Genomic DNA, 14,541 nt, shown 5'->3' on the forward strand with positions numbered 1-14,541 from the left:
TCAGGCAGAAAACAGAATTAGTTCGCCGCTGGTTGGCCGGAACCAGCCGACTTTTGCCGACTGAGTTCCGTTTTCCGGTATGGACGGCGAGTACGTGGACGCGCTGGTGGCAACTGCCCCGGATGGCATCGCCTTCGACGACCTCCACGTGGCCCACAACGGCGGCGGGTACACGTTCCAGACGCCGAACGTGGACCACAGTGGTATCGATGAAGAGACGCTCCGGACGGTAGCGGCGGAGTCACCGCACGTCCGAAACTGGTATTTCTGGCACGCCACAGCGCCTCAGAAGGCCGACCGCTGGGCGTTCCTCCGCTGGCTTGAAGACGCTGAGCAGCGGGATGTGGCCGAGCGCTACGATGCACTTGCCGACGGGATTGCTGCGACCTGGGGGGAACTCCACCTGAGCGTCACGCTCTCCGACGGGGAGCGGACCTACAGCATCCGCCACCGTGCCGACGCGGATGTCGGGACCAGCGCGCTTGCGGCCCACGACGATCCACTCGACGCGCGTGAAATTGCGAAACACGACGACGACGGTGGCTATCGCCCGCTCAAAACCGCGCCGTCGCTCCAGACCGGCTGGACGTTCCCCGAGCTATCGGCGAGTGAGTTCGTCACGACAGTCGACGCCTTCTATCCGGCGACCGTTGCGAACTGGCACCGCGAACGGGAGGGCGAACTCGACGTGACCCACTGGCGGGATACCGTCGACCGGCAAACCGGGATTTACGGCGTCGTCAAGACCTGGGACCGCGGCGACGGCTACGAACACGTCAACTGGGTCGCCGAGGCCTGCTGTGACGACTCCCAGTGTCTCAAACGTCGGGAGTGGCAGTACGACGAGGAAACGGACCTCGATGTCGACGGCGGCTCGGGTGAGTTCCCCTGCCGCGAACCCTGCTCGCTCGTCATCGCCGGCGCACGCCAGTGGACGAAAATCGAAGGCGAGACGAGCCAGACCTACGAGTTCGAGCTTACGCCCAGCGAGAAAGAACAGATCGAGGACATCATCGATGCCGTCGCCGACGGCGAGGCAGACGACATCCGCGAGGCGGATATCTACGAGGGGGCCAACCGGTATCGCACGCGGTTCCTGCGCGCGAAGCTGTTCGACGACGAAGGGAACCTCGGCGGCGTCGAGACGGAGCAGTAACCGGGGTTTCAGGACGAGCGAACGGCGACGGACAGAAGTCCCAGCACGATTGCGACCGCGAATACGGCAGCAACGGTCAACAGCACGCTTTCGGTGAGTACCAGCGTGATGAGCCCCGCAATCAGGACGGTGAAACCGCCAGCCGCCAGTATCGGCCCCGCAGACAGGTCTTCGAGGCCAGGTTCGGATTCCGTCGCCGGTTTCGGCTGTGGCTTCGACAGTTCGTCGTCGACGATGACCGGTTCGTTCTCGGTCCCGCCTTCCGGGATGTAGATGTCGATGTACCGGGTCTCGGCACCGTACCCTGTCACGATCTTTAGCTTGCCACGGACCGGCCCGTCACCGTCGACAGTTATTCTGACCAATCGGTCGGTTTCGGCCCGTACGTGGTGGTTCGTGGCGTCGAGCGACGCGATGGAAGAGAGCGAGTCGTCGAGGTGGAGATGGACGTGCAGGGCCTCGCCGTGATTGACTAATCGCACGTCGAAACTCCCTGTCGCGTCGAACTCGTTTGGAACCTCCAGACTGTGGATGTCCGTCCGATTGAGGTGCACGGGCAGGGAGTCAGGCACGGATGTGACTCCGCGTGGCGAGGAAAAAAAGGTTCAGGCCGGTGCCTCGTCGCGCATGTCCGGCGGGAGCAGGTTCGGAATGCCGTCCTCGATGGGGAACGTCTCGCTGCACTCGGTACAGGTGAGCTGGCCCGACAGGATTTCGCCGTCGTCGCGCTCCGTCACTTCGAGGTCGAGGTCGTGCTTGTCCAGAGGGCAGCAGATAATTTCCATCAGGTCCTCTTTCATATATTCAGCCAGGACCGGCGGTCGCAAAAGTCTGCCGCTCTCCCAGTGAGTGTCGCCCCATCGCTGGCTAATCGCGTGTAAACGCTCGAACGGCGAATCGGGGAAATCCGTTAGAACGGATGCTCGCGGACGATGGTTTCGCCGCGGCCGGGACCGACGCCGATGGCGTAGGCCGGGGTGTCGAGTTCGGACTCGATGTATTCGACGTAGGCTTTCGCGTTCTCCGGTAGCGCGTCGTACCCCTCGTCGGCGGCGTCCGCCCAGTCGATCTCGGGCCAGCCGTCGAAGGACTTGAGATTGGCCTCACAGCGCTTCCACTGCTCGGTGGTCGCGGGCATCGACGCCAGCTCCTCGCCGTCGAGCGTGTACGTGTGGCCGACCTTCACTTCGTCGAGGCCGGCGAGGACGTCGAGGTGGTTGATGGCGATTCCAGTGAAGCCGGACACGCGCGTGGAGTGGCGCAACATCGGCAGGTCGAGCCAGCCGACACGTCGTGGCCGCCCGGTAACGGTACCGTACTCGCCGCCTTCCTCTCGGATGTAGTTCGCCAGCTCCTCGTTTTCACCCTCGCCCTGCTCGTCGTAGCCCGGCGTATCGCCGACGACGCCGCCGAGTTCGGTCGGCAGCGGGCCGCTGCCAACCCGGGTGAGGTACGCCTTCACAATCCCGACAACTTCGCCGTCACCGACGACGCCGGGGCTGAGTCCAGTCCCAGTTGCCGCGCCGCCGGCCGTCGGGTTCGAGGAGGTGACGTAGGGGTAGTTCCCGTGGTCGATGTCGATGATGGTCCCCTGTGCGCCCTCGAGCATGACGTTCTGGCCCTCGTCGATGGTCGCGCTGAGGAAGGCCCCAGCGTTGACGGTCATGTCCTCGGCCTCGAAACGGCGGCCGAACTCGCGGAACTCCTCGAAGATGGCGTCCACGTCGAAGGCATCCGGGTCGTCAAGCTCGTCGACGTCGAGGTCGTACACGTCCTCGACGACGGCCCGCTTCTGTGGAACGACGTATTCGAGGCGCTCTCGGAGTACGTCCGGGTTGAGCAGGTCGCCGACGCGGACACCACGCCGACCGGCCTTGTCCTCGTAGGTCGGGCCGATACCTCGGCCAGTCGTCCCGACTTCGTCATCCGTTTCGCTTTTTAGTTCCTCCTCGATACCGTCGAGTACGCGGTGGAACGGGAGAATGACGTGTGCTCGTTCGGCGATGCGAACGTCCGGTTCGAGGCCGCGTTCCTGAAGCGTGTCTATCTCGTCGAACAGCGTTCGCGGATTGACGACACACCCGTTGCCGAGTACGCCGACCTTGCCGCGGATGGCTCCGCTCGGAACCAGCGAGAGCTTGTACTCCTCGCCCTCGTGGACGACGGTGTGGCCGGCGTTGTCGCCGCCCTGATAGCGCGCGACGACGTCCACGTCGTCGCCGTACAGGTCGACGATGCCGCCCTTCCCTTCGTCGCCGAGCTGTGAGCCGACGATGGTTACGGTCATCGCACGCACCTTCCAGCCACCGTGATAAACAGATTACGGTCCTGAACTCACGCTCGTGAGCAGTACCCATGTGAATCGTTACGACGGTTTTAAGACACCCCTGTTCAAACGTATCAACGTTGTAGCGATTGGGCGAGGGAGAACCTTTAAATACCGCAAACACAAGTTAACAATTGCCATGATAGACAGGCTTGAAAAGGAAGTTGACATGCTGGAGCGCCACTTGCAGGTGCTTCGCATGGTTATCGAGAACGAGCCTATCGGTATCGTGAAGATGTCCAACGAAACCGGCTACCCGCACCACAAGGTGCGGTACTCCCTGCGCGTTCTCGAAGAGGAGAACCTCATCGAGCCCTCCAGCCAGGGTGCGATCACGACCGAACAGACCGGTGAGTTCGTCGACGACCTCGACGAGAAGGTCGACGAAATCATCGACAAGCTCGAAGGTATGAAGATCGAAGACGCGGCCGAAATCGAAGGCTAAGCTTCTTTCTCAGAGTTCCGGGACCGCCAGGTGGAACTCCTGGTTTCTCGCTTCTAACAGACAGAGGTGAAAGCCCTTTTTCCGCGAGATGTTCACGAAGCTCTTGCGCTTATCGCGGTTGAACAGTCCACTAGAGGTGGCTTCTTCGGCGGTTTCGAGTGCGCCCGGCTCGAAGAAACTGCTCGTGACGAGAAACGCCGACGCAAGCGACCCGGAGGCGTTGCCGACCCGCTCGGCGTTCCGGATGAGGTCCGACATCTGGCCTTCGGAGGCCGGCTCGCGCGAGTCGTTGATGTTTGCGACGACCAGCGGGTTCCCCATCCGGTCCCGGACGACCACGTCGAACCGTTCCTGCGAGCGGGTCTCCTGACCGTCTTCCGTGTATGTCACCGTGACGTTGCCGTTCAGTTCGGCACGGTCGATGGCCGGAAGCCCTTCGTAGAGGTCTTTCATCGCTCCCGCGTGTCCGGTGTCCCGAATCTCGTAGAGGAGGTTCCGGATGAGCCAGTTGACGAAGCGGTACTGGATGCTGTCTTCGAGGTACTCCTCGAAGGGCGTCCCGTTGACCGTAGCGCCCTCTGCCTCGAACTGCGTGTGATACTCCAGCCTGAGATTCGCCTCGACCTCTTCGCGGCTCGCTTCGCCGTCCTTGGCTTCCTCCAGCGTCGCCTTACCCTTCGAATCGTACCTGACGAAGAGGTTCGTCCCGTTTATCGCCTCGCCGGCGCTGAGCCGGGTGCTACCTGCGGCGGCGTCGTTTTGCTCGTCGAGTTGCTCCTCCAGCCGGTCGATTTCGGCCCGTGCGTCGGCTAGCTCCGACTCTAGACGGTCGCGCTCGTCCCGAAGCTCCTGGTTCGTTGCCTCCAGATCCGTGAGCTCGGATTCGAGGTCCGACACCGTCTCGGCTCGCTGTTCGAGCTCGGACTCGAGCTCTGCCACACGCTCCGGGTCGCGCGGTGTCGGCTCTTCGTCGGCAGGCGACTGTCTCTGGTCCCCTGTCGACGGCTGGGATTGCGGCGTATCGGCCGGCTGCGCCGGCTCCGGGTCGTTCGCAGTTGTGCCACGCCTTTCCTGAGCCGGTGCTGGTCCCTGCACGCTGGATTCGGTCGACGGCATCGGGTCGTTCTGGGCCGGCTGGTCGCGTCGCGGTGTCGATGCCTGTTGCCCACCTGTTGGCGGCGTCTGCGTGGGAGAAACGCTGGTGGCTGTGCTTTCCTGCGCACCGCCGGACTTGTTCGGGTCCAGCGACGGGACCGAGCGCGTCTCCAGATCCGCACTTGACCTGCCAGAACCGGCGTCCGGCGTCGGCGTTGCCGCTCCGGTCCCGGACTGTGTCTGGGACGGCTGTGGCTCGGGGCTCTGTGTCGATTTCGGGTCTTCCGGTTCGGCGCGACGGTCTGCCGAAGCCGCCTGATCGCTCTGTGTCGGGGTGCTTCGCGCGCTGGCGTGCTGGGATTCCTGTGTCTGTGATGGCTCAGTCGCCGATGGTTTCGGCTCGGTCTCCCCGGCAGTTTCCCTCACTCCGGCCTCCTGTTCAGTGGCCTCGTAATCAGGTTCCGTCTGTGTCGCGGTATCGGTTTCTGTCGTCGCCCGGTCTGTCGCTTTGCTGTCTGGCCGGTTGTCTGCATTCGGCTTTTCGTCCACGCTCGATTGCTCGTCAGACTCGGAACTGCGGCGGGACCGGCCAGGAGTCGCACCGGCGGCTTTCGATCCGGGCGGGCCGCTGCTTGCAGGGCCGCGGTCCCGCGTCGACTCCGCTGCGGTCTGGGCCTGTCCGGCGTCGTCGGTTCCATCGGCTTCGGTATCTCCGACGGGGTCCGGGGACGGGTCTACCGGTTCATCGCTGGCGACGTCCTGTGGTGTCGGTTCGTCTGGTACCGCCGTATCTGTCGGCGTGCTGTCTATCGCACCTTCGTCGGTAGCGGCTGTCTCGTCACCAGCCTCGAGCGGGTCAACACCGGCAGCCGCCGGGTCCGCTGACTGCTCGTCCGTGTCGTCCTCCGGCGGTTCCGGAATCTCGATCGGCTCGATGTCGACCGGCATGACCTCGTAGATGCCGACCTCGTCGTTGGCCGTCTCGAACGCCTCGTCGTCGGTGATGAGGTTGTCGGAGTTGCCGACCCACGCGACGCTCATCGAGCGGCCTTGGTGGTAGACGGTGTAGTAGTCGCCCGAGAGGACGTTCTCGGAGAGTTCGATAAAGCCGGTAAAGTTACCGCTCGACAGCGTCTGATCGACTTCTGCAAGTGCCGTGTCTTCGGTGTAGTACTGTGCTTTCACCTCGTCGGCGCGTTCCTGCATCACTGCAAGCAGTGGCAACGCCTCGTGGGGTGACCGTTTGGCTGTTCCCGACGCGTCCTCGAAATCCTCGATGGTGCCGTCAAGGACGCCGACGACGGTCCCGTTCAACATGAACAGGCGCGTCGGACCCGTGATGACCGCGCCGGAGAACTCCTGTCCGGCGAGGTCCTGCAGGCCCGCGAACCCGCCGTCGAACGGTACCGACTCCCAGCCGTCGACCCGTTCGACCGTGCGTGTACTCATTACTCCCACCAAGCCGGATGGTGGACAAATAGTTTGTGCCCACGGGCGCGGTCCGATGGACATATGACGATTCGGGCGCAATTGCTGGTATGGCAGAGGAGCCGGGACTAAGCGATCAGTATCCGACTGCGAGTCCGTGGCCGCTGTTCGTCGCACTGGGATTAGCACTGTCAGAGATCGGCGTGTTCGTCGGACTCTTTCCAGTGGCCGTCTTCGGACTGATACTGTTCGGCGGGAGCATCGCCGGTATCCTCACGGAATCCGGATACGCGGAACGGCCGTGGCCGACCCTGCTTGGGGTGGGCGTGGTGCTTATCATCCTCGCCGCCGCGTTTACGCTCTGGCAGGTCCCGGTCGCCGATATCGCGCTGTCGAACGTCGGGACCGGGCCACTCTTTACTCGGCTAGTTGCCGTCGCCGCGGCGGGTGCTGTGATGATCGCAATGGGCGGCGTCGCCTCAGTTATGGAACAGACCGCGGCCTGAGACGGGTACTAGCCCGATTCGGAAACCAACACTCTATTTACTGGCCTGTTCTAACGGGCAGGCATGGCTCTGTTCGGGTTCGAAAAAGATACCCTGCTCGACCTCACTGTGAACGTCATCCCGCTCGGGATCCTCTTCTTCTTCATCGTCGCGTTCGCCGCGTTCCCGGCGTTCGGAACCGATCCCGTCTTCACCGGGCTGCAGTTCGCACTGATTATCTCGATGTTCCTGCTGCTCGCTGTCCTGACCTACTACGCGGGGAAGGCCGTCGAGAACGCCGAGAAAGAAAGCGGCGAGCTGGGTCACGAAGACTGAACTGACAGTTTCGGAGAGATCACTTCGAAAACCGATCGTCCTTGCCACCGGGCGACAGTATGAGTCGGCCCTTATTTCTGAAGCTGTAACGCTGGATGGGAGCCGTATTTTATGGTCGTTGCTGCAGGAATCGACCCTTTGATAATGTCCCAGTCCTGAAGGACGACTATGGTAGCAGGAGATATTGTGCTGACGGGGCTGATGGCCGTCCTCCTCGTCGGCGTCGCCGCGCTTCTCACCCGTGTCGAGAACTGGCGTTCGTATACGCCGCTCGCGGGTGGCGGGGCCGTCACGGGTGACGAGACGGCGGTCATCAACCGTGAGAAACCCGCAGGTATCATTCGCTGGCTAACAACCGTCGACCACAAGGATATCGGTCTGTTGTACGGGGTGTACGCGGTCATCGCATTCGCTGTGGGTGGTATCATGGCGATGCTCATCCGCCTCCAGCTCGTTACGCCCGGAGGGGCCATCCTCAGCAACAACGCCTACAACTCCATCCTGACGAGTCACGGTATCACGATGCTGTTCCTGTTCGGGACGCCCATCATCGCGGCGTTCGCGAACTACTTCATCCCGCTGCTCATCGGGGCCGACGACATGGCGTTCCCGCGTATCAACGCCATCGCGTTCTGGCTGCTCCCGCCGGCGGCGCTACTGATCTGGGCGGGGTTCTTCCTCGCGCCGGTGACCGAGAACATGATCGAACCGGCCCGGACGGCCTGGACGATGTACGCGCCGCTGTCCGTCGAGCAGGCGAACCCTGGTGTCGACCTGATGCTGCTCGGACTACACCTTTCGGGTGTCGCAGCGACGATGGGAGCGATCAACTTCATCGCGACCATCTTCACGGAACGCAATGAGGAAGTCAACTGGGCAAACCTCGACATCTTCTCGTGGACGATCCTCACCCAGTCCGCGCTGATCCTGTTCGCCTTCCCGCTGCTGGGGAGCGCTATCGTGATGCTGCTGCTGGACCGAAACCTCCAGACGACGTTCTTCGCCGTCGAGGGTGGCGGCCCGCTGTTGTGGCAGCACCTGTTCTGGTTCTTCGGCCACCCCGAGGTGTACATCCTCGTCCTGCCGCCGATGGGACTGGTCAGCCTCATCCTGCCGAAGTTCTCCGGCCGGAAGCTGTTCGGCTTCAAGTTCGTCGTCTACTCGACGCTCGCCATCGGTGTGCTGTCCTTCGGCGTCTGGGCCCACCACATGTTCTCGACGGGCATGGACCCACGGCTCCGGGCCTCGTTCATGGCTGTCTCGCTGGCTATCGCAATACCGAGCGCCGTGAAGACGTTTAACTGGATCACGACGATGTGGAACGGCCGCCTGCGCCTGACGACGCCGATGCTGTTCTGTATCGGCTTCGTCTCGAACTTCATCATCGGCGGCGTGACGGGCGTGTTCCTCGCCTCCATCCCCGTCGACCTGATCCTGCACGATACCTACTACGTCGTCGGGCACTTCCACTACATCGTGATGGGGGCCATCGGCTTCGCGGCCTTCGCGGGCATCTACTACTGGTTCCCCATCTTCACCGGTCGGATGTACCAGCGCACCCTTGGGAAGGCGCACTTCTGGTTCTCCATGATCGGGACCAACATCACGTTCTTCGCGATGCTCGCGCTGGGCTATCTGGGAATGCCGCGCCGCTACGCCACCTACCAGTTCGACGGCGCTATCGCGCCGCTGACGCAGGTGTCGACGTTCCACCAACTGGCGACCGTCGGTGCGCTCATCCTGTTTATCGGCCAGCTGTTCTTCGTCTGGAACATCGTCCAGTCCTGGCTCGAAGGCCCGAAGGTCGAGGACGGCGACCCGTGGAACCTCGAGCGCGACGGCATGCTGGACCGTGAGTTCCAGTGGTTCGAGGAGCAACTCGAAGCCGACAGTCCGGAGAAGGACCCGTCGCTGCTTGCTGACGGCGGTCAGGAAGAACAAGACGAAGACGACTCATAACCGTCGCGAACGCTGTTTTCGCTGCTTTTACTTCGTTCGCAGCCACGCCAAACCTGACAATTCCTGTTAACTTGCGCCGGAAACGAGTACCATCGCGGTTACGAACATCATGAGTGCGATTCCGGTCAGGACGAGAAACAGGAGCTCCTTCTGTGACATAGGATAGCTACGGCGTGGAAGTGAAAAAGGCTAATCGTCTCCGCGCCGTTGTTCTCACATGAGCGAAGTTGAGGCCAGGTCTGGACGGCAGATCGTCCTTCGCCTGTACGTCGCTATTGTTGTTCTTGCCGGTGTAATGGGGTTCGTACTCGGCAGCATCCGACCGGAGAACCTCGAACCGGAACTGTTCAGTGTAATCGCGCTACCGCCGACGCCGTTTGGCGTCGCAATCTACGGATTCGTCACTATCGGTATCGTCCTTGGCGTGTTACTTGGCCTCGTCGTGTACGTCTCCGAACGGGTCGACGACGCGGCCGGATCCTGAACTGGTCACGCCACGCTGGCCGTCTCCTGATAGCTTCCGTATTCTGCCTCGAAGACGGCCATGATCTCGCCCATCGTCGCGTAGGCTTTCACCGCGTCGATGATGACGGGCATGACGTTCCCGCCGTCGGTGATCACCTGCTGCAGTTCGTCGAGCGCTGCTTCTACGGCCGCGTCGTCGCGCTCTGCCTTGACTGTCGCAAGCTTGTCCCGCTGGCGTTCCTGCACGTCTTCGTCGACGGTGAGGATCTCGGGTTCGGTGTCCTCTTCGACGGTGTACTTGTTGACGCCGACCATGACTTCTTCCTCGCTCTCGACGCGCTGCTGGTACTCGTAGGCGGCGTCCTGAATCTCACGCTGGAAGTAGCCGTCCTGAATCCCTTGAATGACGCCGTCGCGGACCGATCCGTCGCCGAGGTCGTCTCTGATGTGATTGATGTAGGCCATCGCCTTCTCCTCGACCTCGTCGGTCAGCGACTCGATGGCGAAACTGCCGCCCATCGGGTCCACGATGTCGGCCGCGCCCGACTCCTCGGCGATTATCTGCTGTGTTCGGAGCGCGACCCGCACCGCCTGCTCGGACGGGAGCGCCAGCGCCTCGTCGAAGCTGTTGGTGTGCAGGCTCTGGGTCCCGCCCAGCACACCCGCGAGGGCCTGAATCGTCACGCGGACGATGTTGTTCAGCGGTTGCTGGGCGGTCAGTGACTGGCCGGCAGTCTGGGTGTGGAACTTCAGTTGTTTGCTCGCGTCGGCCTCCGCGTCGTACCAGTCGTCCATCACGCGGGCGTAGATGCGGCGAGCCGCGCGGAACTTCGCGATTTCCTCGAACATGGAGTTGTGCGAATTGAAGAAAAAGGACAGCTGTGGGGCGAACTCGTCGACGTCCATCCCGCGGTTCAGACAGTCTTCGACGTAGGCGAAACCATCAGCAAGCGTGAACGCGAGTTCCTGTATTGCCGTCGAGCCGGCCTCGCGGATGTGATACCCCGACACCGAGATGGGCTTGAACTTCGGCGTCTCCTGACTGGCGAACTCGATGGTGTCGGTGACGAGCTTTAGCGACGGCTCCGGGGGGATGACCCACTCCTTCTGTGCGATGAACTCTTTGAACATATCGTTCTGAAGCGTCCCTCGGATCTCTTCGCGCGGGACCCCTTGCTGGTCGGCCAGCGCAATGTACATCGCATAGATGACGGGAGCGCTGGGGTTGATAGTAAAAGAGGTCGACACCTCGCCGAGGTTGATGCCGTCGAACAGCCGTTCCATGTCCGCCAGCGTGTCGACGGCGACACCCTCCTTGCCCACCTCGCCGTCGGCCATCACGTCGTCGGAGTCGATCCCCATCAGCGTCGGCATGTCGAAGGCCGTCGACAGCCCCGTCTGGCCCTCGTCGATGAGGTAGTGGAACCGCTCGTTGGTCTCGTCGGCGGTCCCGAAGCCCGCGAACTGTCGCATCGTCCACTGCCGGCCCCGATACATTGTCGGATAGACACCGCGTGTGAACGGCTCCTCGCCGGGGAAGCCGATATCTTCCTCGTAATCGAGGTCATCTACGTCGCGTGGCGTGTACAGCCGGTCTACATCGAGGTTTGAGACTGTCGCGAACCGTTCCTTGCGTTCGCCGTAGGCGTCCAGTACGGGGTCCAGTGTCTCGGCTTCCCACTCATCTTTCTGCTCGCGGATGCGCTGGAGGTCCGACTCGTCGAACATACTCCGGTGTATGTCATGATTTAGTAAGAAGGTTCGGGGGAAGCGAGATGTGGCCGTCGGTCACACCGTTGCGGACTAGTCCTGAAGACGTTCCGTCGTCTGCACGAGCGGGTGGTGTGCGTAGTCGACGACTTCGATATCGTCGATCGACTCCAGATCGGAGTCCGCGGCCGTCTCAGCCATCCCTAGTTCGACCGTCTCGTCGAGGACGATGACGTAGGCATCCATCTCATCGATGTCGAGCCGCGCGGCGGCTTTGACGCGGTGGTGGCCGTCCGCCAGCAGGAGGTCGCCACCGTTGTCGATGACGACAAGCGGTTCCGCCAGCCCGCGTTCCAGTTCGTACACCCGTCCTTCGAGTTCGTCGGCATAGACCGTCGTCTGTGTCGGCGTCAGTTTGTCAAGGTCCACCTCACGGCGGCCTTCGTGTGTCGTGATACCGTGGATGTTCTCGAGCGTCCTGCTGAGCTTGTCCACCTTGCCCGGGGTCGCCCGCTCGATCTGTGAGCGGATCACGTCGGCGTTCGAGATGATGCCGACGAGGTGGCCGGCATCGTCGACGACTGGGAGTTTCTGGATGCCCGACCGCAGGATAACGCGCGCCGCGTCCTGAACGGCCATGTCCGGATGCGCCACGAGGATGTCGTCGGTCATCACGCGGAACATCGGCTCGTGGTCTTCCGCTAGCAACAGGTCGCGCGCGCTGACGAACCCCTCGACGCGGCGGCCGTCCGTCACTGGAAACCCACTGAAGTGGTCGTTGTCGGCGATACGTCGGGCGACCTCCCCGACAGTGTCGTCGAGTTCGACGGTGGCAACCTCGCGTGTCATGTAGTCTCCGACCGTCGGTCGACTCGATTCCTCCATCGGCACCGAGTTCTCGACCGACAATAAAAAAGGCTCGCCTACGACGGCTCGCTGTCGTCGGGTTCGACGAGCGTTTCTGGGCTGTCTTCCCCATGTTCTGACTCGTCGTCTGTCGGTTCAGCCGCGTCGGCTGCCTGTTCCGACTCGTCACTTCCGTTCTCGTCGCCGTTTTCCAGAAACATCACATCGCTGTTCCAGTCCGTTGCGGTGTCCTCGTTTGACCCTGCAGGCGCGTCTCCAGCCGTCGCGATGGTGTCTCCGCTGTCCCGTCCAAGCGCCGTCGATTCCGTGAACGCGGTCACGTCGTAGTCGGAGCGCGCGTAGACACGCCCGAGCAGCCGGTGGGACCGCGACTGGATGGCGTCGAGAAATCGGTCCGAAACGATAGAGCGGACAATCTCCTCCAGCGACTCCTCGCGGTCGTCGACGGTTATCATCCCCAGGTCGATCTGTGCGCCCGCCATATCGGCGTGACCGCCCGCGGACCCGATCTGTCCGAAAGCGTCCCGGAGTGCCTCGCCGAGATCGATGTCCGCCCCACGCGCCCGAGCCGAGGCGTAAATCGTCCCGTCGACGACGCCGTACACCATCGTCGCCTGGACGCCTTCGAGATCGAGTAGCCTGTCGGCGGCCTGTGCGAGCGCGTCACGGTCACTGATCTCGCCAACGCCGGTCAGGAGCACCGACCCCTCCTGCTCGCGGTTCGCAATCGCGCGGCCGATGACTGACAGCGTCTCCGCGCTCACACTCGGGTCTTCGATGCGCTGTAGCGTCGCCATGTCGGCGTCTGTCACGAGATGCGCGGCGGCCTCGAAGTCCGCGGCAGCGACTTCCCGCCTGAAGTCCTTCGTGTCGACCTGAATGCCGAACAGCAGGCCCGTCGCGATGGGTGTCGGAATATCGACGTTGAACCGCTGGAGATAGTCGACCAGCAACGTACTCGTCGCCCCGACGCCGCTCCGGAGGTCGACGAAGCGGGCTTCGATCGGGACCCGCGGCGGGTGGTGGTCGATGACAATATCGATCGGGGTCTCCGGCGGAAGCTGGTCGTTGACGCCGGCTCTGGAGTGGTCGACCAGCGCGAACGCGTCGAACGCTTCCAGTTCATCCGGCGAATCGGTATCGAGGTTTCGGAGGTCGAATTCGAGGAGATTGACGAACGCCCGGTTCTCCTGATGTGAGATCTCCCCGTAGTAACAGATCGTCACCTCGCAGTCGGCCCGTTCAGCGAGCGCTCCGAGGGCGACAGCGCTGGCAATCGCGTCCGGGTCGGGGTTGTCGTGCGTGACGACGGCGAGATGGTCGTCGATGTCCCGGAGAACCTGATGGAGCTGTCTGGCCCGCGTTCCTTCGTCTCCGACTGACTGGGTGACGTAGTCGGTAACGACAGACTCCGGCGTGACGACCCGGTCCGCCACGCTGTCGAGTCGGTCGCGCTGGTCTGCCGTCGCGCCGCGGCCAGCGTACGCGAGAAGGAACACGTCGGGAAAGCAGTCACGTGCGGCCGTCGCCGCGCCGCCGTTCCGTTCCGGGTCTTCACTGGCGACGATGACGCTCTCCGGATGAAAGTCGAGACCGGCGAGAACAGACGGGTCAGTCTGGTCGGCTTCGAGCACGTTGATGCCGTCCGCCCGGAGCGTTTCAGCGCGGTGCTCGTCTTGGGTCACAACTGCCAGCTCGCCGCGGTCGTCGCTAATCGCGTCGAGAAGGTCCGCGGCCGTCGGCCCGAGTCCGAGCACCAGCCGAGAAAGCATACCGTGCAGTCAGCACTGGAGCGTCTAAAAACCCGTTACTTCAGCCGTTCCTGCAGAAACGACGGATGCGCGGCGGTAACACCGTCGAGGGCGAGGATCTTGTCTTCGATGACGTCCGCCAGCGAGTCCCCGTCCATCGCCCGGACTTCTGCCATCAGCATATGATCGCCGCTAGACGTGTACAGTTCTTCCATCTCCGGAATCTCCTTGAGGTTCCGCGTGGCCTCAACGTAGCAGTCGCTCGCGATGTCGATCCCGACCAGTGCAATCGACTGGCCCGCCAGCTTCTTCGGGTCGACATCGGCGGAGTAGCCGACGATGACGCCCTCCTCCTCGAGTTTCTGGATGTATTTCCGGACTGTCGGCTTCGATACCTCCGCTCGCTCCGCGATTTCTGCGTACGAGGCCTGTGCGTCCTCTTCAAGGACCGACAGGATTCGACGCTCCGTAGACTCGGCACTCATGGACTAATCTTTTCGGTGCATGAAAAAATATCT

14 protein-coding genes are annotated in these 14,541 nt (G+C 62.6%); 6 read left to right on the forward strand and 8 right to left on the reverse strand.

Features of this window, described 5'->3' with window-relative positions; all coding sequences use genetic code 11:
* The first annotated feature begins 79 nt into the window (after positions 1–79).
* Positions 80–1,156 (forward strand): DR2241 family protein, encoded by a 1,077-nt coding sequence (locus tag IEY38_RS15970; RefSeq protein ID WP_188979403.1) that lies wholly within the window; start codon positions 80–82, stop codon positions 1,154–1,156.
* Positions 1,157–1,164: 8 nt separating this feature from the next.
* Here IEY38_RS15970 and IEY38_RS15975 read toward each other — a convergent pair whose 3' ends face one another.
* The 3 genes from IEY38_RS15975 to IEY38_RS15985 all read right to left on the reverse strand — a co-directional run bounded on the left by IEY38_RS15975 (position 1,165) and on the right by IEY38_RS15985 (position 3,443).
* Positions 1,165–1,728 (reverse strand): DUF7524 family protein, encoded by a 564-nt coding sequence (locus IEY38_RS15975; protein WP_229775333.1) that lies wholly within the window; start codon positions 1,726–1,728, stop codon positions 1,165–1,167.
* A 33-nt stretch (positions 1,729–1,761) separates the two neighbouring features.
* A complete protein-coding gene (locus IEY38_RS15980) occupies positions 1,762–1,956 on the reverse strand; it encodes a methytransferase partner Trm112 (protein ID WP_005538510.1) in 195 nt (64 codons plus the stop codon).
* A 110-nt stretch (positions 1,957–2,066) separates the two neighbouring features.
* Positions 2,067–3,443, reverse strand: a complete 1,377-nt coding sequence (locus tag IEY38_RS15985; protein ID WP_188979405.1) for an adenylosuccinate synthase — start codon at positions 3,441–3,443, stop codon at positions 2,067–2,069.
* A 178-nt stretch (positions 3,444–3,621) separates the two neighbouring features.
* Between IEY38_RS15985 and IEY38_RS15990 the strand changes: the two genes are divergently transcribed.
* Positions 3,622–3,927 (forward strand): hypothetical protein, encoded by a 306-nt coding sequence (locus IEY38_RS15990; RefSeq protein WP_004516266.1) that lies wholly within the window; start codon positions 3,622–3,624, stop codon positions 3,925–3,927.
* 9 nt (positions 3,928–3,936) lie between these two features.
* Here the strand turns inward: IEY38_RS15990 and IEY38_RS15995 are convergent, their stop codons facing one another.
* Positions 3,937–6,471 carry a DUF7527 domain-containing protein gene (locus tag IEY38_RS15995; RefSeq protein WP_188979407.1) on the reverse strand — a complete coding sequence of 845 codons (2,535 nt, stop codon included), beginning with the start codon at positions 6,469–6,471 and terminating at the stop codon, positions 3,937–3,939.
* 89 nt (positions 6,472–6,560) lie between these two features.
* Here IEY38_RS15995 and IEY38_RS16000 point away from each other — a divergent pair, with 89 nt between their 5' ends.
* The 4 genes from IEY38_RS16000 to IEY38_RS16015 all read left to right on the forward strand — a co-directional run bounded on the left by IEY38_RS16000 (position 6,561) and on the right by IEY38_RS16015 (position 9,714).
* A complete protein-coding gene (locus IEY38_RS16000; protein WP_188979409.1) occupies positions 6,561–6,956 on the forward strand; it encodes a DUF7541 family protein in 396 nt (131 codons plus the stop codon).
* 63 nt (positions 6,957–7,019) lie between these two features.
* Positions 7,020–7,271 (forward strand): DUF6684 family protein, encoded by a 252-nt coding sequence (locus tag IEY38_RS16005; protein WP_188979411.1) that lies wholly within the window; start codon positions 7,020–7,022, stop codon positions 7,269–7,271.
* A gap of 168 nt (positions 7,272–7,439) precedes the next feature.
* Entirely contained in the window at positions 7,440–9,230 is a 1,791-nt protein-coding gene (gene ctaD / locus IEY38_RS16010) for a cytochrome c oxidase subunit I (RefSeq protein WP_188979413.1), read from the forward strand.
* Between the two features lie 217 nt (positions 9,231–9,447).
* Entirely contained in the window at positions 9,448–9,714 is a 267-nt protein-coding gene (locus IEY38_RS16015; RefSeq protein ID WP_188979415.1) for a DUF7520 family protein, read from the forward strand.
* Between the two features lie 5 nt (positions 9,715–9,719).
* On the opposite strand, the gene IEY38_RS16020 is transcribed toward IEY38_RS16015, so the two are convergent.
* The 4 genes from IEY38_RS16020 to lrpA1 form a co-directional block, all read right to left on the reverse strand.
* Positions 9,720–11,423 (reverse strand): methylmalonyl-CoA mutase family protein, encoded by a 1,704-nt coding sequence (locus tag IEY38_RS16020; RefSeq protein ID WP_188979417.1) that lies wholly within the window; start codon positions 11,421–11,423, stop codon positions 9,720–9,722.
* A 75-nt stretch (positions 11,424–11,498) separates the two neighbouring features.
* On the reverse strand, positions 11,499–12,290 hold the full coding sequence (locus tag IEY38_RS16025) for a CBS pair associated ParBc domain-containing protein (RefSeq protein WP_188979425.1): 792 nt from the start codon (positions 12,288–12,290) through the stop codon (positions 11,499–11,501).
* Between the two features lie 38 nt (positions 12,291–12,328).
* Entirely contained in the window at positions 12,329–14,044 is a 1,716-nt protein-coding gene (locus IEY38_RS16030) for a DHH family phosphoesterase (protein ID WP_188979427.1), read from the reverse strand.
* A 35-nt stretch (positions 14,045–14,079) separates the two neighbouring features.
* Positions 14,080–14,508 carry an HTH-type transcriptional regulator LrpA1 gene (gene lrpA1 / locus IEY38_RS16035; RefSeq protein WP_004956678.1) on the reverse strand — a complete coding sequence of 143 codons (429 nt, stop codon included), beginning with the start codon at positions 14,506–14,508 and terminating at the stop codon, positions 14,080–14,082.
* Positions 14,509–14,541 lie beyond the last annotated feature (33 nt).

The organism is Haloarcula sebkhae, from assembly GCF_014647415.1.
Lineage (GTDB): Archaea > Halobacteriota > Halobacteria > Halobacteriales > Haloarculaceae > Haloarcula > Haloarcula sebkhae.